This is a genomic window from Corallibacter sp. (assembly GCF_048381695.1).
Lineage (GTDB): Bacteria > Bacteroidota > Bacteroidia > Flavobacteriales > Flavobacteriaceae > Corallibacter > Corallibacter vietnamensis.
Genome location: NZ_JBLXHI010000001.1, coordinates 44,489 through 64,289, shown reverse-complemented (window position 1 = coordinate 64,289; position 19,801 = coordinate 44,489). Strand labels below are relative to the sequence as shown.

At 32.4% G+C, this 19,801-nt stretch carries 14 protein-coding genes and 1 tRNA gene; 6 read left to right on the top strand and 9 right to left on the bottom strand.

Going from position 1 to position 19,801, the window contains the following annotated elements; all coding sequences use genetic code 11:
* The first annotated feature begins 86 nt into the window (after nucleotides 1-86).
* The 3 genes from ACN5J3_RS00270 (at nucleotide 87) to ACN5J3_RS00260 (ending at nucleotide 3,415) form a co-directional block, all read left to right on the top strand.
* Nucleotides 87-884 carry a universal stress protein gene (locus ACN5J3_RS00270; protein ID WP_418510354.1) on the top strand — a complete coding sequence of 266 codons (798 nt, stop codon included), beginning with the start codon at nucleotides 87-89 and terminating at the stop codon, nucleotides 882-884.
* Nucleotides 885-891: 7 nt separating this feature from the next.
* Nucleotides 892-965 (top strand) — tRNA-Ala (locus tag ACN5J3_RS00265).
* Nucleotides 966-1,063: 98 nt separating this feature from the next.
* Nucleotides 1,064-3,415: a 7TM diverse intracellular signaling domain-containing protein gene (locus ACN5J3_RS00260; protein ID WP_418510353.1), complete on the top strand. Its 2,352-nt coding sequence runs from the start codon at nucleotides 1,064-1,066 to the stop codon at nucleotides 3,413-3,415.
* On the opposite strand, the gene ACN5J3_RS00255 is transcribed toward ACN5J3_RS00260, so the two are convergent.
* The 5 genes from ACN5J3_RS00255 to ACN5J3_RS00235 form a co-directional block, all read right to left on the bottom strand.
* Nucleotides 3,412-3,951: a hypothetical protein gene (locus tag ACN5J3_RS00255; protein ID WP_418508742.1), complete on the bottom strand. Its 540-nt coding sequence runs from the start codon at nucleotides 3,949-3,951 to the stop codon at nucleotides 3,412-3,414. The genes ACN5J3_RS00260 and ACN5J3_RS00255 overlap by 4 nt on opposite strands.
* A 47-nt stretch (nucleotides 3,952-3,998) precedes the next feature.
* A complete protein-coding gene (locus ACN5J3_RS00250; protein ID WP_418510352.1) occupies nucleotides 3,999-6,746 on the bottom strand; it encodes a PD-(D/E)XK nuclease family protein in 2,748 nt (915 codons plus the stop codon).
* 73 nt (nucleotides 6,747-6,819) lie between these two features.
* Nucleotides 6,820-8,184: an OmpA family protein gene (locus tag ACN5J3_RS00245; RefSeq protein WP_418510351.1), complete on the bottom strand. Its 1,365-nt coding sequence runs from the start codon at nucleotides 8,182-8,184 to the stop codon at nucleotides 6,820-6,822.
* A 123-nt stretch (nucleotides 8,185-8,307) separates the two neighbouring features.
* The gene (kbl, locus tag ACN5J3_RS00240; RefSeq protein ID WP_418508739.1) at nucleotides 8,308-9,501 is read right to left on the bottom strand and encodes a glycine C-acetyltransferase; all 1,194 of its coding nucleotides are present in this window, start codon (nucleotides 9,499-9,501) and stop codon (nucleotides 8,308-8,310) included.
* A 22-nt stretch (nucleotides 9,502-9,523) separates the two neighbouring features.
* Nucleotides 9,524-12,664: a UvrD-helicase domain-containing protein gene (locus tag ACN5J3_RS00235; protein WP_418510350.1), complete on the bottom strand. Its 3,141-nt coding sequence runs from the start codon at nucleotides 12,662-12,664 to the stop codon at nucleotides 9,524-9,526.
* Nucleotides 12,665-12,796: 132 nt separating this feature from the next.
* Here ACN5J3_RS00235 and ACN5J3_RS00230 point away from each other — a divergent pair, with 132 nt between their 5' ends.
* Nucleotides 12,797-13,405 carry a superoxide dismutase gene (locus ACN5J3_RS00230; protein WP_344726807.1) on the top strand — a complete coding sequence of 203 codons (609 nt, stop codon included), beginning with the start codon at nucleotides 12,797-12,799 and terminating at the stop codon, nucleotides 13,403-13,405.
* Nucleotides 13,406-13,874: 469 nt separating this feature from the next.
* Here ACN5J3_RS00230 and ACN5J3_RS00225 read toward each other — a convergent pair whose 3' ends face one another.
* The 4 genes from ACN5J3_RS00225 to ACN5J3_RS00210 form a co-directional block, all read right to left on the bottom strand.
* Complete coding sequence (locus tag ACN5J3_RS00225; RefSeq protein ID WP_418510349.1) at nucleotides 13,875-15,773, bottom strand: amidophosphoribosyltransferase; 1,899 nt, start codon at nucleotides 15,771-15,773, stop codon at nucleotides 13,875-13,877.
* An 86-nt stretch (nucleotides 15,774-15,859) separates the two neighbouring features.
* The gene (locus ACN5J3_RS00220) at nucleotides 15,860-16,786 is read right to left on the bottom strand and encodes a PfkB family carbohydrate kinase (protein WP_418510348.1); all 927 of its coding nucleotides are present in this window, start codon (nucleotides 16,784-16,786) and stop codon (nucleotides 15,860-15,862) included.
* Between the two features lie 89 nt (nucleotides 16,787-16,875).
* Nucleotides 16,876-17,517 (bottom strand): viroplasmin family protein, encoded by a 642-nt coding sequence (locus tag ACN5J3_RS00215; RefSeq protein WP_418510347.1) that lies wholly within the window; start codon nucleotides 17,515-17,517, stop codon nucleotides 16,876-16,878.
* A gap of 35 nt (nucleotides 17,518-17,552) precedes the next feature.
* Nucleotides 17,553-18,119: a phosphoribosylglycinamide formyltransferase gene (locus ACN5J3_RS00210; protein WP_418510346.1), complete on the bottom strand. Its 567-nt coding sequence runs from the start codon at nucleotides 18,117-18,119 to the stop codon at nucleotides 17,553-17,555.
* A gap of 184 nt (nucleotides 18,120-18,303) precedes the next feature.
* Between ACN5J3_RS00210 and ACN5J3_RS00205 the strand changes: the two genes are divergently transcribed.
* Entirely contained in the window at nucleotides 18,304-18,537 is a 234-nt protein-coding gene (locus ACN5J3_RS00205; RefSeq protein WP_008269813.1) for an acyl carrier protein, read from the top strand.
* 12 nt (nucleotides 18,538-18,549) lie between these two features.
* Nucleotides 18,550-19,800 carry a beta-ketoacyl-ACP synthase II gene (gene fabF, locus ACN5J3_RS00200; protein ID WP_418510345.1) on the top strand — a complete coding sequence of 417 codons (1,251 nt, stop codon included), beginning with the start codon at nucleotides 18,550-18,552 and terminating at the stop codon, nucleotides 19,798-19,800.
* The last annotated feature ends 1 nt before the right edge of the window (nucleotide 19,801 follow it).

Here is a 19,801-nt window from a genome sequence, read left to right as displayed (position 1 = left end):
ATAAAGAAGGTAAGATGTTATGCAATAATGCTTTTTGTGTAAATTTGTGCTTAAATTATGTAAATTTAGTTTTTTAATTAATGAATATGAAGAATATTTTAGTTCCTGTAGGATCATCAACAAATGCCGTAAATCATTTACAATATGCTGTGGATTTTGCTAAAGCATTTGACGCCAAAGTTTATGTAGTTCAAGTCTACAATGTTTATACAAAAGCAGGTACAATGATTAAAATAGATCATATTTTAGAACGAGAAAGCTATGAGTTTTTAAAAAGACATGTAAGTGAAGTAGACACAAAGGGTGTTGATGTTATAATAAAAACTTTCAAAGGAAAACTGGTAGATACTATAGAGTTAATTTGTAAATCTTTAGACATAGATTTAATTCTTTTAGAGCCTAGAACAAACTCAATGAGAGATGAAGTTTACCTAGGCAAAACCTCGGGAAAAATAATTAAACAAACCAACATACCTGCATTAATAGTTCCTGAAGGCTACACGTTTAGGCCTATTATTTATATTTTAATGGCATTAAAATCAGCAGTTATAAAAAAGAATGATGCATTAGGACCTCTTAAGGCTATTAAAAATCAGTTTAAATCTATTGTAAACTTACTATTAGTAAAAACACCTTTTCATAATGAAGGCGACTTTAATGTAAGTGAAGATTTATCAGAAATAGTAACAAACACCACCTATAGTGAGAACGCAACTACGTTTCAAGGTGTTTTAGAACATTATAAAGATAATGATCCAGACATGCTATGCGTAGTAAGACGTAAACGAGGTTTTTTTACAAAACTATGGGAAAAAAATACCATCTTAAAAAAAGATTTTCATAGTTCAACTTTACCAGTTTTAGTATTAAGCGGATTAAAATAAGTTATTTGGGGATGTAGCTCAGCTGGCTAGAGTGCTTGACTGGCAGTCAAGAGGTCGTGGGTTCGAGTCCCATCTTCTCCACATTAAAGAGAAAACCTTTCGTTTTGTCGAAAGGTTTATATTTTTTAAAACCTACCTTTTATTAGGTTCGTATATGTTTTCCCTATTTTAAACTAACCATGAGATTAACATTAATAGCACTAATGTTCTGTTGTTCCCTTTATGCACAGAACAAAAAATTTGACCCAGAAAATAGCGAAGGCCAACTGTTTGAATACGCTACTTACTCAAACGTAAAAGATAAAACTCTTGATATAAGTCAGGTTATAAACAACAAGGATTTAGTTTTTCATAAACTAAACTCTGATAATCATAGTGTAGGTTTTACATCAAATAATTATTGGGTGACATTCATGTTGAAAAACACGACAAATAGTCCCAGAGTTTATTATCTAGAAACAGCAAGACCTATTACTGATCAGGCTGATTTGTATCAAATATCAGGCGAGAATATTACACATTATAAAAGTGGAGATCAAATTAGCTTTGATAAACGACAAGTAAATCATAGAGCAACTGTTTTTAAAATTGAACTTCCTGCGAATTCTACTCAAGAGTTTTACTTGCATTTTTTGAGTGATGGAGAAACAATGAATTTACCACTAAATTTATATAGTGAATCAGAGTTTTTTCAAGTAAACTATAGCCAACAGTTATTTTTAGGGTTTTTCTATGGACTGCTTTTTTTAGCTGGTTTAATCTACTTGTTTTTTTACACAAGTTTAAAAGAAAAGTCTTTCCTTTATTATGGTTTTTATGTGTTTTCAATAGCTTTATTACAAGGAGCTTTAGATGGCTTAATATTTCAATATATCTTGCCGCAAGGAGGCTACTTTAATAGTAGAGCTGTTATGATTTCTGCACTATTTTCAAACTTCTTCTTACTAAAATACTGTGAGTATTTTTTAAAGGTAAAAAACCATATGCCTTTATTTTATAAAGGATTTCAAGTGTCTTACGGTGTTATAGCTGTATTATTTGTCATGGCTTTTATAAATAAAACAACCTTAAAATTAACTTACCCTATAAGTAATGTAAATGGACTTTTAAGTTTGATTTTAATATTGGCAACAGTGTTTTCTATGCGTTTTAAGCGTGTTGCTATAGACCGTTATTTCTCAATAGGTATATTCTTTTTAGTGATAGGTCTTTTAGGTTTTGTAATGAATAACTTAAGCTTATTGCCAAATAATTTTTACACACTAAATAGCGCAAAGTTTGGAGCAGGTTTTGAGGTGATTTTCTTATCGATTTCTATGACAAATCTGATTAAAAAGTTACGATTAGAAAAAGAAAAATCTCAAGAGCTGGCACTTAAAAAATCTCAAGAAATAAGCCAATTAAAAACCTATTTTATGTCTAATATGAGTCATGAATTACGAACACCAATTAATGCAATTATGGGTGTGGTTCAAGAGCAGCTAGGCATCGAAAAGAATAAAGAAACAAGAAGCAACTTTGAAATAGTTAAAAATGCCTCTGTAAGCTTGTTAAGTACTATAAACGATATTTTAGATTTTGAAAAAATTGAAAAAAATGAATTGCAACTAAAAAGAGCTGCGTTTAACCCATCATTAAAACTAAATCAAATAAGTTCTAATTGGGAACTTGAAGCAAAAAAGAAAGGACTCGATTATCAGTTTGAAATTGACTATCGTATTCCCACAAAAGTATATGGTGACGCTGACCGTTTTTTACAAATTATAAACAATATTATTGGCAATGCGGTTAAGTTTACGCAGTCTGGCGCTGTAAAAGTTGTGTTGCGCTGTAGTCCTTCTAAAGGTGGTTTTACAAGGTTTTCATTTCACGTATCTGATACAGGAATAGGCATTAATTCTGAACTTAAAGAAAGCGTTTATGATAGTTTTAGTCAAATGAGACAAGACCATAAAAGGCAATTTTCAGGTGTAGGTTTGGGGTTAACTATTGCAAAATATTTAGTAAAATTATTTAACGGAACTATTGCTATAGAAAGTGAAGAAGGCAAAGGAACTGATGTGTATGTTGATATACCATTAGAGGCTGCAGTAAAAAAAGCGACTAATTTTTCTAAAGAGGCACATAAGGATATTAGCAAACCTCTTAAAATTTTGGTTGTTGAAGATAATGCCGTAAATCAAATGATTATGAAAAAACTTTTAGGCGCATATTCTAAATTCTCAATTGTTATTGTTGAAAACGGATTGAAAGCTATAGAAGCTCTAAAAGAAGGTGTTTATGATGTTGTTTTAATGGATTTGCAAATGCCAATAATGGATGGTTATGAGGCAACAAAAATTATAAGAAGTGGCGATTTAGTTGGAGCTACAAATATTCCTATTATTGCAGTAACGGCTGATGCTATGCAAGAAACGAGACAACGTGTTCTAGATTTTGGAATGAATGATTATATGACTAAGCCTGTTAATAAAGAGCTTTTATATAAAAAGATTACCCAACATTATGATAATAGCTTGAGTGTGGTTTAAAGCCTATAGATTTGTGTTTTTAAGTCATTAAAATTTTTAACATCATTTAGGTCTTTGTTGTCTATTTCATATAAATCAGCAAATGTTTTAAATGTCGTTCTGTCATTTCTTGTTCTAATGCTTCCTTTTGGGTAGAAACGCCTTTTTTTGATAAATGCTTGTTTTGTTATCCAACCACAAATAGTAACAATCTTTTTTCTTTTGTGATAACTGCAAAAGATATATATGTCTGGTTTAAAATAATCTTGAAGTTTCAAGAAGTTGTTTGTGTAGTTAGGTTTTACATGGGTAGTTCTACCCATAGTTTTTACGTCAATAGATTTGTTGTTTACTATCAAATCTACACCGTTATCAAAACCCGAATTGCCAGTAATTTTTTCTAAACCAAATAAAGACATAACTACGCATTGCCCAATGATTCCTGTTAGTTGTTGTTCTTTTGTGCCGTTTGCAGTATATCTATGACCAAAGTTGTGAGTTTCCAATAATGACTCACAATGTGATATAAGCGAATTTTTAACAACGACTGTAAACATTTGTCTTTCTAAAACAAAAATTATAGCCTTAAGATAGTAAAAATGAGTTAGATATCTTTTTCAGTAAAAGGAATTTCAAGATTGCATATTTCAAGAATCAATTTTTTTAGTTCTAATAAATAACAATCAAGCGTATCATTAGTAATACTGGTGTTCTTTTTTGCATAGGAACCTGCCCGATCCTTTTTTGCAAATTTTAAAAAGCCAGCACTTAAGTTTTTAAAAGAAATAATACCAGCTTCAATAGGTGTTGTAAATGGTGTTTTTGCATGCATTAAATAAGCATAAGTAAGTACTTGAAAACTTTTACTGTAAGCATCATAGTCTGTTGTTAGCTCTTCCCAGTTTATTACTTCAACCTTATTTTGCTCTACTTTTCCTGATTTATAATCTATTATCCTGGTGATTCCATTACGCTTATCAATACGGTCAACTTTTCCTGTTATGTATACAGGAAAATTTAATTCAGGAATTTCTATTTGAGATCTATTTTCGGTTTCTATGGCAACAATTTCAATACTGTTTCCGGCTTTTAAATCTTGTATTTCTAAATCTAAAAAATTAGAGATGTAACGTTTTGCAATTTCAAAAACAATTAAGTTTTTTCCTGTGTTTATGTCACCTTCTTTATACAAGTCCTTAAAATGATGTTTTACTGTTTCATCAATTTTAGGGCGCATGTTTAATACGGCGTTTTCCGTTAGTTGTTTTCCTTTGTATGGCTTATAAAAATCTTCTAGCGTATTGTGAATAACAGTACCAAGTGTGTTTGCAGCGACTGTTTCTTCTATATCATCATGTTCTTTAATTTTTAAAACTTTTTGGTAATAAAAATCAATAGGGTTTCTTATATAGCTAGTTAATGCTGAAGGAGAAAAGCCTTTTAATGCATATTTCTTAATTTCATCAAGAACATCATTATCTTTTTTTATGCTTATTATATTATTTGATAAAACAGGTGTTTGAGGTGCTACTATTTTTTGAGAAATAGTGTGAACTCCTTCAAGCTCTAGCTGTGTTATAAATCTACTTTTTTCTCCTGTGTTAAAAGCATCTACCTCGGTGTTGTAAATAACATAAATGTTTTTAGCACGTTGTAATAGTCTGTAAAAATGATATGTATAAACAGCATCTTTTTCTTTGTATGTAGGAAGCTTGTTTTCTAGTTTTACATCAAAAGGAATAAAAGAATTGTTACTTTTTCCTGCAGGTAATATACCTTCGTTTACTGATGATATAATTATGGTCTCAAAGTCTAGTACACGAGATTCTAGCATTCCCATAATCTGTAAGCCATCTAATGGTTCTCCCTTAAAATCTAGTGTTTCAGATGCAAGAAGTTCTTTGTATATACTAAATAACGTTGTAACATTATCAATATGTGCATAGGTTGCATTTAGTCTTTCTAATTCAATAAAAAGGGAGTTAAATCTAAAAAGATATTCTAATTGTAGTAAGTTTTTTTCTTTGTCTTTATCTAGATACTCTTTTATGATTAAAATAAGAGATTTACAGTTGTTTATAGCAACGTTTGCAGATGATTCCCAGTTACCAAACAACATATTTATTAAAGCGTCATAATTTGGCGCTATTTGCTTTAACTGATCAATAGAAAGATATATGATGTTATTTTTATTGATAGTTTTTATCATGCTTTCAGCTTCAGAACCAAATAAGGGCTTTATAAATGAATGCTGAATTATTTTTATTACATCTTTATAATAAAATTCTGTTGTTACTTTTTTATGTATTTGAAATAAACTTTCAAACAGAGCAGCCAAAGGGATCGATTTCAGTGGAAATCCCATTGTAATATTGACAGTTTGAATGGTGTCTGGAATAGAGTTTAATAATGGCATTAAGAGCTGTTCTTCTCCTAAAACAACGGCTGTTTTTTTTAGCTCACTTTGATCTTTTGAAAGCTCTTTTAGTAATGATCCTATGTATTTTGCTTGACCTACTTGTTTAGGAACACCTATAACATTTATGTTCTTTTTTAAGCTGTAATTATTAGTAATCCAATTAAACGGATTGGTTTTATAATGTTTCCAGTTGTTTGTATGCTGCCTAATAAATAGTGAGGCATCATGGTTTTTGTCGTTAAAAAAGACCTGATCAATATCCCAATATATTTTGGCTAAATCATTTTGAAGCAACTCTTGTATTATTGTTTCTTCTGATTTGTTAAGAGCATTAAAACCGAGAAACACATGCATTTTATTTGTGCTGTTTTGTATATAGCTTTCAATATTGTCTACAGCTTCTCTATATATTAATCCTTGATAACCTATTTTCTTATCTACAAGGCTGGATGTAAAGGCCTCGTAATATATTTTTAATCTATTCCAGAAATAAAGGTAGTTTTTTATAAAAGTTGTTTGGTTTTCTTTATTTGACCAGTGTTTTAAGTCTTGAATAGCACTTAAATAGTCAAAGAGATGATCTTGTGTTATGAGGTATCGATCTATTTCATTGAAGTCCTGTAAGAGAATTTGCGCCCATTTAGCAAACGAATCAAAAGTATCTGTTGCCTCTTTTTTAGTTAATTCTTTATAGGTTTCATAAAACTCAAAAAGAAGCTCTGTGTTAGAAACAGATTTAAGTTGAGATAGCTCACTTACAAATTCTTCAATGCTTATTATTTGTGGAGAAAAAAGTGTCTTTCTTTCTACTTTAGAAAGTTCGTGTCTTAAAAATATACCAGCACGTTTACTAGGTAATACAAATATAAGTTCCGATAAGTTATACTTATTGGTGTGTAAATCTTTAAGTACATCATTAATAAAACTAGTCATTGTATAAAAATAAAAAACGCTCCGAATATCGGAGCGTTTTTTCTATGTTTATTTAAACAGAGTTTGGAAAAACTTATTTTACTAAGTTGATTTCTACACGTCTGTTGTTAGCTCTACCAGCTCTAGTTTTGTTAGAGTCAATTGGTCTAGCTTCACCATATCCTTTAGAAGATAATCTGAACTCATCAACACCATTTGCAGTTAAGTATTCTTTAACTGAAAGAGCTCTAGCTTCAGAAAGTCTTTGGTTTGTAGATTCTCTACCAACACTATCAGTGTGACCTTCAACTGTAAATTTAGCAGTTGGGTACTCATTTAAGATAGCAATGATATCAGCTAATGCTTTTTCAGACTCATCTTTGATAGAAGATTTACCTGTATCAAATAAGATAGTTTTAGCGTAAGCATTTAAAGTTTTTTGAACTTCTTCAGTTACTTCTGGGCATCCGTTGTTAGCAACAGTACCAGCAACATCTGGACACTGATCATCTTTGTCTAATACTCCGTCACCGTCAGCATCTGGCCAAGGGCATCCACCGTTTGCAGCAGGACCTGCTTCGTTAGGACATTTGTCATCTTTATCAGCAACACCATCGTTATCAGCATCTGGACAACCGTTTAATTCTTTTAATCCAGCTACAGTAGGACAAGCATCATCTTTATCAGCAATACCATCACCATCAGTATCAGGACATCCGTTGAATTCTGGTAAACCAGCTTCGTTTGGACAAGAATCTTTACCATCTTCTATACCGTCTCCGTCAGAATCAGGACACCCGTTAAATTCTGGTAAACCAGCAACTTCAGGACAAGCATCATCTTTGTCATAAACGCCATCACCGTCAGTATCTTTTCCACCAAACTTAACAGTAAGACCTGCTGTATGTTGGAAATGAGTGCTTAAGTAATCTTCGAAAGCGTGTTTGTATGCAGATTGGAAAGAAAGACCAAGGTTTTCTGTAAACCAAAAGTTAATTCCGATAGTTCCATTAAGAGTACCTGCTCCAATTTCATCTACCCAAGTGTAACCACCACCAACTCCTAAATAAGGATCGATGCAAGTTGAGTTAAGTAAACCAGCAAAGCTATACTTTACAGTACCATCAAGACCGTAGTAAGATACATCTTTATATCTAAAAGTGTCATCTCCAAACTTTTCGATTTTATTGATAGAAGCTGTAGCTCCGATAGAGAAACCACTATCTAAATAACGAGATACAGTAAGCGATGATAGAGAAGGTAAAATATTCCAGTGATCACTAACGTTAAAGTACTCATCGAAATAGTCACCTAATGGCGCGTTTTCTCCTGTTGGATAGAAGTCTACTGCATTTACGCCAAAACTAATCGCCCAAGGATTGTTTTCATCTTGTGCATAAGTGTTGCTAAATCCAATCATAAGCAACATAGCGAACAATAATCTGCTAAGATTTTTCATATTCAAAAATTTAATTTTTAAGTGTTAATTGTAAGCAAAAGTAAGTTGTTAAATGTTATTAACAAAGACAAATATAGAAAAATATTGAATATTTTCCTTAAAATAGGCGTGTTTCTATGTAATTTAAATTATTTCTAAAGTTTTGCCTACCTTGATAAAAGCTGAAATTGCTTTGTCTAAATGTTCTTTTTCATGAGCTGCCGAAAGCTGTACGCGTATTCTTGCTTTTTCTTTTGGGACTACTGGAAAGAAAAAGCCTATTACATAAATACCTTCATTTAGTAAAAGGTTTGCCATTGTTTGCGATAGTTTAGCATCGTATAGCATAATTGGAACTATAGCTGAGTCACCGTCTATAATGTCAAATTTGGCTTTTTTCATTTCTGTTTTAAAGTAGTTTGTGTTCCATTCTAACTTATCACGTAAGGTTGTGTCTTTGGCTAGCATGTCAAATACTTTTATTGAAGCGCCAACAATAGCTGGGGCTAAAGAGTTGGAAAACAAATAAGGTCTTGATCTTTGACGTAGTAATTCAATAATTTCTTTTTTTCCGGTTGTGTAACCACCCATTGCACCTCCTAGTGCTTTTCCTAATGTACCAGTAATGATATCTATACGATCTAAAACACCTTTTTCTTCAAGTGTGCCTCGACCTGTTTCTCCTATAAAACCTGCAGAATGACATTCATCTATCATAACCATTGCGTCATATTTGTCTGCTAAATCACATATTTTATCTAGTGGTGCGATAAGGCCATCCATTGAGAAAACACCATCTGTTACAATAATTTTAAAGCGAGCACCGTTTTCGTTTGCTGCTATGAGCTGTTTTTCTAAATCAGCCATATCATTGTTTTGATAACGGTATCTTGCAGCTTTACATAATCTTACGCCATCTATAATAGAGGCATGGTTTAGTGAATCTGAAATGATTGCATCTTCTTTTCCTAGTAAAGGCTCAAAAACTCCTCCATTAGCATCAAATGCTGCTGCATATAAAATGGTGTCTTCTGTGCCATAGAAAGATGCTATTTTTTCTTCTAGTTCTTTATGAATATCTTGTGTTCCGCAGATAAATCTTACTGATGACATTCCAAAACCATGAGTATCCATAGTATCTTTTGCAGCTTGAACAACTTCAGGGTGAGAAGAAAGTCCTAGGTAGTTGTTGGCACAAAAATTTAAAACAGTTTCTCCTGTATTTAAAGTTATTTCAGCTCCTTGAGCGCTTGTTATAATTCGCTCTGTTTTAAAAAGACCAGCGTCTTTTATATCTTGAATTTCTTGTTGTAAGTGTTGTTTAATTTTTCCGTACATGGTTTTTTAGTTTGTTACAAATTTAAAATTCTTTTACCGTTATATCTTCATTTATATAAACAAGAATTTTTTTAATCGTTTTTATTTTCATTTCGTTTAAAGCCGTTTCGTATTCTTCTAATTGGTATTGATATTTATTGTTTTCAGCACCAGTTTTATAATCGATTATAATGGCTTCATTGTTTGGTGTAATAACAAGTCTGTCAGGTCTTATTATTTTACCAGAGCTGCATATAATGTCTCGCTCGTTATAAATAGTGTTATTAGATGTAAAGTATGTTTTAAGGTTAGGATGCTGAACTATGTGTAGAATAGTGTCTTTTAGTAAAGTTTGTTGAGGTTTGGTTATTATGGCGTTGTTTAAAAAATCGTTTAGAGCAAAATCTATATCAACATCTGTTTTTATCTCTGCCATAATATTGTGTACAAGAAGTCCTTTTTCAATAGCATCTTTTTGTTTTGTATCCCATAAATATCCAGAGCTAGTAACAATTTTTATATTGTGGTCTTGTTTGTTTGTTGAAATAAACTCTTGTTGTTGCTGTGTTTGCGTTTTTGTATCCTCTTTTTTAGAGCTTTCTTTTTGTGGGTTTCCAAAGCTATAGTTTAGTTGGTTGTTAACCCAATTATTAGAGCTTTGTAAATAGTTGATTAATAAACCAGAGTAGGTTTTATTGCTTATTTCTCCTTTGCTGTTAATGTCATGTTTGGCAATAATGTAGAGTTGCTCTGATGCTCTAGTCAAGGCAACATATAGTAAGTTTATATTGTCTAACTCAAGTTCTGATTGATGCTTGTTGTAAATAGCATATCCTTCATCACCGAAAAACTCAAAATCTTTATTGTAATTAAGAAGCGTATGAGAAAACCCGTTAAAAATATCTGGATTTATTGACATCCATTCTTTTGGTTCTTTTTCGTTATAAATGTTTAAATCTGCATAAGGAAAAATAACTACAGGAAATTCTAAACCTTTGGATTTGTGGATGGTCATTATTTGAACTGCATTTTGACCTTCGGGTGTTACAATACTCAAATTGTTTTCTTTCTTTTCAAAATAACTTACAAATCCTGCTATATCAGCTGTTTGTTTTTGTGAATATTCCAAAACAAGGTCTAGGTAAAATTGTACATAAGCATTTGAGGTTTGTACTAATTTGAAAGTTCTTATTATGGTTTCTACTATTTCGTAAAGAGGTAGCAACGCGAAAGAGTCAATGTTTATGAATACTTGAAATGACTCAAGGCTTTTAAATAGTTTAGACGTTTCTAGATGCGCATGAGATTTTAAAAACGAATGCGTGTTGCTTATATTGAGTTTTTCTGATAGAAATATAAGAATAGCAACTTTGAGCTCGTTGTTGTCTGGTTGTAATATTAATTTTAAAATGTTATGAATGAAAACAACTTCAGGCGCATTTTTTAAGAGTAATGTTTCTGAAGACATAATAGGAATGTCATTACTGCTTAAATAATCAGCAATAGCAACACCTTCTTTCTTTTTTCTTACCAAAACTGTTATGTCTTTAAACTTATAACCATTGTCAAGGCATTGCTTTATTGTTTTTAATGTTTCTTCTGTGTATAATGTGTCTCGATCGTCTTCTTTAGAAAAATCTAAAAAATTAAGATTTACATACCCTTGCTGTGAGGCTGTATCTTGCTGAGAAGCATTTGCATACAAATCAGCATACACAACACTGTTAAAAAACGTAGATGATAAATATTTGAAAAACAGGTTGTTAAAGTTTATTATTTCTTTAAAACTTCTATAGTTGGCATTAAGGCTTAAAACTTGAGGGTTTTGTTGAAAAGGGTTTTTGGTGTTGTTGTATAAATCAATAAATTGCTCTGCTTTTCCACCACGCCATCTGTAAATTGCTTGTTTGGCATCTCCAACTAGCATAACGCCACCATTTGAACGAGATAGTGAATTGTCTAATAACGGCACTAGGTTTTTCCATTGTAAAAATGAAGTGTCTTGAAATTCATCAATAAAATAGTGGTTTATCTTTTCGCCAAGGCGCTCATAAATAAATGGTGTTGGTTGGTTTTTTATTTCATCACTTATTATTGCATTAAATTCTGAAATAAGCATTTTGTTTTGCTCGTCTTTTAATACAAGAAGCTCATTATTTATGGCATTTAGGACAGATAAAGGTGTTATGTTTTTGTAAAATGATAAAAGGAATTTATAATGAAATATCAGTCTTTTTGTGTCAACAAATGCTTGCGCAAGTTTGGGTTGAATAGTATCTATAGTTGATGCTATATCTGTGCTTACACGTTTGGGATATAATGTGTTGCCTTCTGTTAGGTCTGTTTGCCAACCAGAATCAAAAGACACACTTAATTTTTTGTTTGATATATTGTCAAAGTGTTTAGGTAAAGAGCTTCTGGTAAAATCGTTGTATTGCAAGCCGCATTCATCTATAAGTACAAGGGTGTTTTTAGCGATTTCAACACAGGTGTTTTCTGTTTCTAAAAGTTCTTTTTTTACTAGTTTTTTTAACGCTTTAAAATCTTCTAAAGTTTTGTTTTTAAGCGCTTCAATAAAAGGTAAGTCATTTTCATTTACCAGTAATTTGGCAATCTTATTAAAATCGAATGAAACGTCCCAGCTCTTATCATCATCAGCTTTTTCAATAGCAAAGTTTACTAGTACCTCCGTTAGTTTTTTATCTGTACCTGCTTTAGAAATTAAACGATCTACAGCTTCAACAAGCATGGTATCTTGATCTAGTTCAACTTCAAAATTTAAAGGTAACTTTAAGTCATAAGCAAATGTTCTAATAAGCTTATGTGTAAACCCATCTATGGTAGAAATGTTAAATGCAGCGTAATTGTACATTATGGCATCTAGAGTTTTTTTAGATCGGTTGTAAAGTTCCTTTTCAGTTATGTTTAATTCCTCACAAATGGTTTTAAACATCGGGTTTTCATCATTAAAAATACTATCAGAAGAAAAGGCTTTAAGTGTTTCAATGATACGAACCTTCATTTCGCTAGCCGCTTTATTAGTAAAGGTTATTGCAAGTATGTGTCTGAATTGTTGAGAATTGTTTGACTTAATAAGTATTTTTAAATACTCTTTAACCAAAGTAAAGGTTTTACCACTTCCGGCAGATGCATTGTAAATTAAAAAAGACGACGAATCATTCATTTTATGAAAAAGAAATTTGATACAAGATAAAAACTATCAATGATTTCATAACGATTTATTATTTTTTATTGCAGTCTATTATCCGTAAATTTGAAACAGAATAGAATATAAACAATTTAAAACAAAAATATTATGGCTTTCGAATTACCGAAATTAAAATATGCTTATGATGCTTTAGAGCCTCATATTGATGCAAGAACAATGGAGATTCACCACTCAAAGCATCATGCTGGATATACATCTAAATTAAATGCTGCAATTGAAGGAACAGATTTAGAAGGTAAAACAATAGAGAATATTCTTATTAACCTAGATATGGACAACAATGCTGTTAGAAATAACGGTGGTGGATTTTACAATCACTCATTATTTTGGGATGTAATGAATCCTGAAGGAAAAGGACGTTTATCAGGTGAGCTTAAAGACGCTATAGAAGCAGCATACGGAAATGTTGATGCTTTTAAAGATGCTTTTAGTAAAGCTGCTGCAACACAGTTTGGTTCTGGTTGGGCTTGGTTGTGTGTGCACAAAGGTGGTAAGGTAGAAGTTTGCTCTACACCAAATCAAGATAATCCATTAATGCCAGGTGTAAGCTGTGGCGGAACTCCAATTTTAGGATTAGATGTTTGGGAGCATGCATATTATTTAAATTATCAAAACAGAAGACCAGATTACATTGAAGCATTTTTTAATGTGATTAACTGGAATGAAGTTGAAAGACGTTATGCTGAAGCTAAATAGTATATAAACGTACAAAAACTAAAAAGCGCATTGAATTATTTTCAATGCGCTTTTTTATTTAATTAAACTCAAAACCTTTTTTAAAAATGAAAAAAGGTGAACGAGTGTTCACCTTTTTTGCCCCAAATCTACCATAAACTTAACCTACTTATGTTATGGTGACACAAAGGTAATTATAACTTTATAAACAAGAAAATTATTAGACAAACGACTTATATTTTGGTCTAAAAGGTTTTGGTGAAGGTTTTTTTAGTGTGGCTTTCAATATTTTAGATGTATAAAATAAAAAAAGGCGAACAAGTGTTCACCTTTTTTTGCCCCAAATCTACCATGAACTTAACCTACTTATGTTATGGTGATTCTAATGTATATGTTATTTTATTATTTACAACTATAAATCAGATGAAATGCATTAATTTTAGATAAAACGCGCAATTTTTACGATTAATAATCGCTTCTAATTGATTGATTAGTAGGCTCTTTCCTTATTTCCTTCGTAAAAATTAATAAAAGCTCTATTAACAACACGATTACCTCCTACTGTAGGATAATTACCTGTAAAATACCAATCCCCTAAATTTTTAGGACACGCTTTGTGTAAGTTGGCTACTGGTTGAAAAATAGTTTCTACTTCAGCGTTTACAGTATCATCAGATATTAGTTCAGCAATTTTATTTGATATTTCTTCATCTGTAAATTGCGCATATAGGTCTTTTACAAAATTACGGACATCTTTATCTTTAAGGTTAATTTGAGCTTTACACTTATCGTAAACCTCTTTTACCATATGGTACTTGTTGTTTTCTTCAAGAAGTTCTAGCATGGCTCTAAAAGCAATTAAGTCTTCTAGGCGAGCCATATCAATACCGTAACAGTCAGGATAGCGTATTTGTGGTGCAGATGAAACAACAACAATCTTTTTAGGATGTAGTCTATCCATCATTTTTATAATACTCTTTTTGAGTGTTGTACCTCTTACAATACTATCGTCTATAATTACTAGGTTATCAGTTGGTTTTATAACACCATAAGTTACATCATATACGTGTGCAACTAAATCATCACGACTACTATCTTCTGTAATAAAGGTTCGTAATTTTACATCTTTTATGGCTATTTTCTCAATACGCGGGTGTTCAGATAAGATTTCTGTTACGCGTTCAGCAGATAGTTTTCCATCTCCTGCAATAATAGCTTTTGTTTTCTTTTCGTTAAGATGCTGTTCAACAGTTTCTATCATACCAAAAAATGATGTTTCTGCTGTATTTGGTATGTAAGAGAACACGGTATTTTGAGTGTCGTTGTCTATTGCTTTGAGCACTTTTGGCATAAGTAGTTTACCAAGATCTTTACGTTCTTGATAAATTTCGGCATCACTACCACGAGAAAAATAAATACGCTCAAATGAACAAGCTTTACGCTCTAAAGGTTCAATAATTTTGTCTATAGAAACTTCTCCAGATTTTTTTGTGATAATGGCGTGGCCAGGCTCTAATTCTTTTACATCGTCAAAATCTACGTTGAATACGGTTTGTATTACAGGGCGTTCTGAAGCTACAACAACTATTTCATCATCTTTGTAATAGTATGCAGGTCTAATTCCGGCAGGATCACGTAATACAAATGAATCTCCGTGACCTAATAGTCCGGCCATTGCATAACCACCATCCCAGTTTTTAGAAGCTTTTTTTAGTATTTTGGCAACATTAAGTCGTTCTGCTATAAGTGGTGAGCATTCGTGCTTGCTGTAGCCTTCTTTTTTTAATTTCTTATAAATTTTAGATACGGCATCATCAAGAAAATGTCCTATTTTTTCCATGATGGTAATCGTATCTGCTTTTTCTTTTGGGTGCTGTCCTAGTTCTACTAGCCCGTCAAAAAGCTGGTTTACATTAGTCATATTGAAGTTTCCAGCAACAATAAGGTTTCTATGCATCCAGTTGTTTTGTCTTAAAAAAGGGTGTACGCTTTCAACGCTATTTTTACCAAAAGTTCCATAGCGCACATGACCAAGAAGTACTTCGCCTACATAAGGAATATGTTTTTTTTGAAGAGCTACGTTATCTGAGTATTCAGGGTGTTCAGTAAGTTCTTTGTTTATACGCTCATTTATTTGAGCAAAAATATCTTGTATAGGTTGTTGCGCTATAGATCGTACTCGGCTTATATAGCGTTCGCCAGGATTTGTGTCTAGTTTAATGCTTGCAAAACCAGCACCGTCTTGACCACGATTGTGCTGTTTTTCCATCATTAAATACATTTTGTTTACACCATAAAAGGCACTGCCATATTTTTCTTTGTAGTACTCTAAAGGTTTTAGAAGTCTAATTTGTGCAATACCACATTCATGTTTTAAAGCGTCACTCATTGTGTTGTGTTGTATAGTTTGTCTTTAAATTAATTTCTGAAATATATTCAGAATGAAAAACGCGCTCCAAATGAGCGCGCTTGTATTTATGATAATTCGATATCGAATTGTGTTAAATCGCTAAACTGCTGTAAGCGTTTATGAACGTCTTGTTTTGATAATGTTTGCATGCGTTCTGTTCCAAATTTTTCAACACAAAATGATGCGAGTGTTGAGCCATAAATAACAGCGTTTTTCATGTTATCAAAAGAGATATCGTCTGTTTTTGTTAGGTAACCAATAAATCCTCCGGCAAATGTATCGCCAGCACCAGTTGGATCAAAAACTTCTTCTAGTGGTAATGCAGGAGCATAAAACACATTGTCATTATGAAATAATAATGCACCATGTTCTCCTTTTTTAATCACCACATATTTTGGTCCCATTTCATGAATTTTTCTAGCTGCAACAACTAGGCTGTATTCACCTGTAAGTTGTCTGGCTTCTTCATCATTTATGGTAATAACGTCTACTTTACTTATTATTTTATGTAAGTCTTCTAAAGCGTTATCCATCCAAAAATTCATTGTGTCTAAAACAACAAGCTTTGGCTTTTTAGTCATTTGTTCTAATACACCTATTTGTACAATAGGGTGTAAGTTTCCTAACATGACATAATCAGCATCTTTATAGTCTTCAGGAACAACAGGATTAAAGTCAGCAAGAACATTAAGTTCTGTTGCAAGTGTATCACGCGTATTCATATCGTTATGATATTTTCCGCTCCAGAAGAATGTTTTTCCTTCTTTTACAATTTCTATACCTGTTGTGTCTATATTTTTATTAGCTAATAAATCAAGATAATCTTGCGGAAAATCTCCTCCTACTACAGATACGGCAGCTGCATCAACATTAAATTGAGATGCGGCTAGACCAATGAATGTGGCTGCGCCACCAAGTATTTTATCGGTTTTACCAAAAGGGGTTTCTATAGCATCAAAAGCTACAGTACCTACGATTACTAGTTTGCTCATAAAGCGTTTTGAAAATTTGTTGCAAATATACGGTTTTTAGTTACTAATTACCGAATTAATTTTTATGAGACCATATTTGTAGTTAACTACTATTTTCGCCCAAAATCAGCAGGGATTTCTCCCCAGGCTTTGGTTTCCCATTTAACAATAGTTGTTGTGTAGTGGTTTTCTTTTAGCCATTTTACTGCTCTGTCTACTAAATCAAAAACAGGTTTATTTTTTGCGTTGCGTTCTAATTTAGAATTACACATTTTCTTTCGTACCCAACTCATAGCAGTTTTAGAATCGGTATATATAATGCGGTCACTATTATGTTGTTTTAAAAATGCCAATCCGTGAACAATAGCTAAAAACTCACCAATGTTATTTGTGCCTTCATCAAAAGGTCCTTGAATAAAGAGTTGTTTTTTTGTTTTGGTGTCTACACCACGATATTCCATTATACCAGGGTTTCCTGAAGAGGCAGCATCAACAGAGATAGAGTTGTAATTAGGCTGACCTATTTTTTTTAATTGTTCTTCAGAGAGTTCACTTTTAAATGTTTTGTTTTTTCCTACGTAGTCAAAATAATTACCTTTTAAAGCCTTTTTAGCGGCTTCAAACGTGGGAAACGATTTGTATTGAGCGCCTTGAAAATCTTTTATTTGGGCTTTACAATCATCCCATGACTCAAAAACGCCAGTTTTATGACCTTTCCAAACGGTGTAGTATTTTTTCTTTTTTTTTGACATAGCTAAAAAAGCCTTGGTAATATGAGGATAGTGAATTAACCTTTTAGTAATTGCTCAACGACTTTTGGAAAATGTGCCATTTCTAATTCATGAATTTTTCTAGCAACATCATTAGCATTATCTAATGTGTCTATGTAGCATTTAGCCTGAAAAATAATAGCACCTTCATCATAGTTTTCGTTTACATAATGAATAGTAATACCTGTTTCTTTTTCTTTATTAGCAATTACAGCTTCATGAACGTGCATACCATACATGCCTTTGCCTCCATATTTTGGTAGTAACGCAGGATGAATATTAATAACCTTGTTAGGGAAAGCTTTAAGTATATTTTCAGGAAATTTCCAAAGAAAACCAGCAAGAACAATTATATCAGGTTGTGATGCTTTTAAAATGTTTAAAACATCATCTTGACTTGTAAAGGCTGTTTTGTTGAATGATAAAGCGCTGACATTTAGTTTTTTACATCTCTCTAAAACTTTGGCATGGGGATTGTTTGTAAGCACTTGAATAACAGAACCAGTTTCTCTGTTTTGAAAAAACTTGATTAAATTTTCAGCATTAGTACCACTTCCGGACGCAAAAATTACAATACGCTTCATTTACAGACAATATAGTTTTGATTATTTGAACAAAAAAAAGAATAATTATTAACAATTAGAAGGCAAAATACAAATACTTCAAAGGATTTTTATTAAATTACAAACACATTTTTCAAGGAAAGGTATGTTTTAAAATAAAGTTTTTTATTTTTGCGTCCTAATTAAAACTTAAAATTAAAAAATTATGTCAGACATTGCATCAAGAGTAAAAGCGATTATCGTAGACAAATTGGGTGTTGATGAAAACGAAGTTGTAACTGAAGCTAGCTTCACAAACGATTTAGGAGCAGATTCATTAGACACAGTAGAGTTAATCATGGAATTCGAAAAAGAATTTGATATTCAAATTCCAGATGATCAAGCTGAGAACATTGCAACAGTTGGTCAAGCGATTTCATATATAGAAGAAGCAAAATAATTCATACCTTTTATGGAATTAAGGCGAGTTGTAGTTACAGGTTTAGGTGCACTTACTCCTATAGGCAATACCAAAGAAACATATTGGGATGGTTTAATACATGGGAAAAGTGGTGCAGCGCCAATAACATATTTTGACACTGAAAAGTTCAAGACTAAATTCGCTTGCGAATTAAAAAACTTTAACGCGACCGATTTTCTTGACAGAAAAGAAGCTCGAAAAATGGATAAGTTTACGCAATATGCTATGGTAGCTTCTGATGAAGCAATAGCAGATGCCAAACTAGATCTAGAGGTTGTTGATAAATTGAAAGTCGGAGTTATTTGGGGAGCAGGAATAGGCGGTTTAGAAACTTTTCAGGATGAAGTGTTAAACTTTGCATCTGGAGATGGAACACCAAGGTTTAATCCTTTCTTTATCCCAAAAATGATAGCAGATATTGCACCAGGAAACATATCTATAAAACATGGATTTATGGGGCCTAATTATACTACAGTATCTGCATGTGCATCATCAGCAAACGCTATGATAGATGCTTTAAACTATATTCGTTTAGGGCATTGTGATGTTATAGTTACTGGTGGTAGTGAAGCAGCAGTTACCATTGCTGGAATGGGTGGTTTTAATGCCATGCATGCACTTTCAACAAGAAACGATAGTCCAGAAACAGCTTCTAGACCTTTTGATGCAACCAGAGATGGTTTCGTATTAGGAGAAGGAGCAGGAGCTATAATTCTTGAAGAATATGAGCATGCAAAAGCAAGAGGCGCAAAAATATATGCCGAAGTTATTGGAGGTGGATTATCTTCAGACGCGCATCATATGACAGCACCTCACCCTGACGGAATAGGTGTAATGGCTGTAATGAGAAATTGTTTAGAAAATGCTGGTATAAAACCAGAAGAGGTTGATCATATCAATACTCACGGTACATCAACACCTCTTGGAGATGTTGCTGAACTAAAAGCAATTTCTGAAGTATTTGGAGATCATGCAAAAAACATCAATATAAACTCAACCAAGTCTATGACTGGCCATTTATTGGGAGCCGCAGGTGCTATTGAGTCTATTGCTTCTATTTTAGCTATAGAGCATGGTGTTGTTCCACCAACAATAAATCATGAAGTTGTTGATGAGAATATTGATGCCAAATTAAACTTAACATTAAACAAAGCACAAAAAAGAGACGTTAAAGTCGCTATGAGTAATACGTTTGGGTTTGGAGGACACAACGCCTGCGTATTATTTAAAAAAATTGATTAAA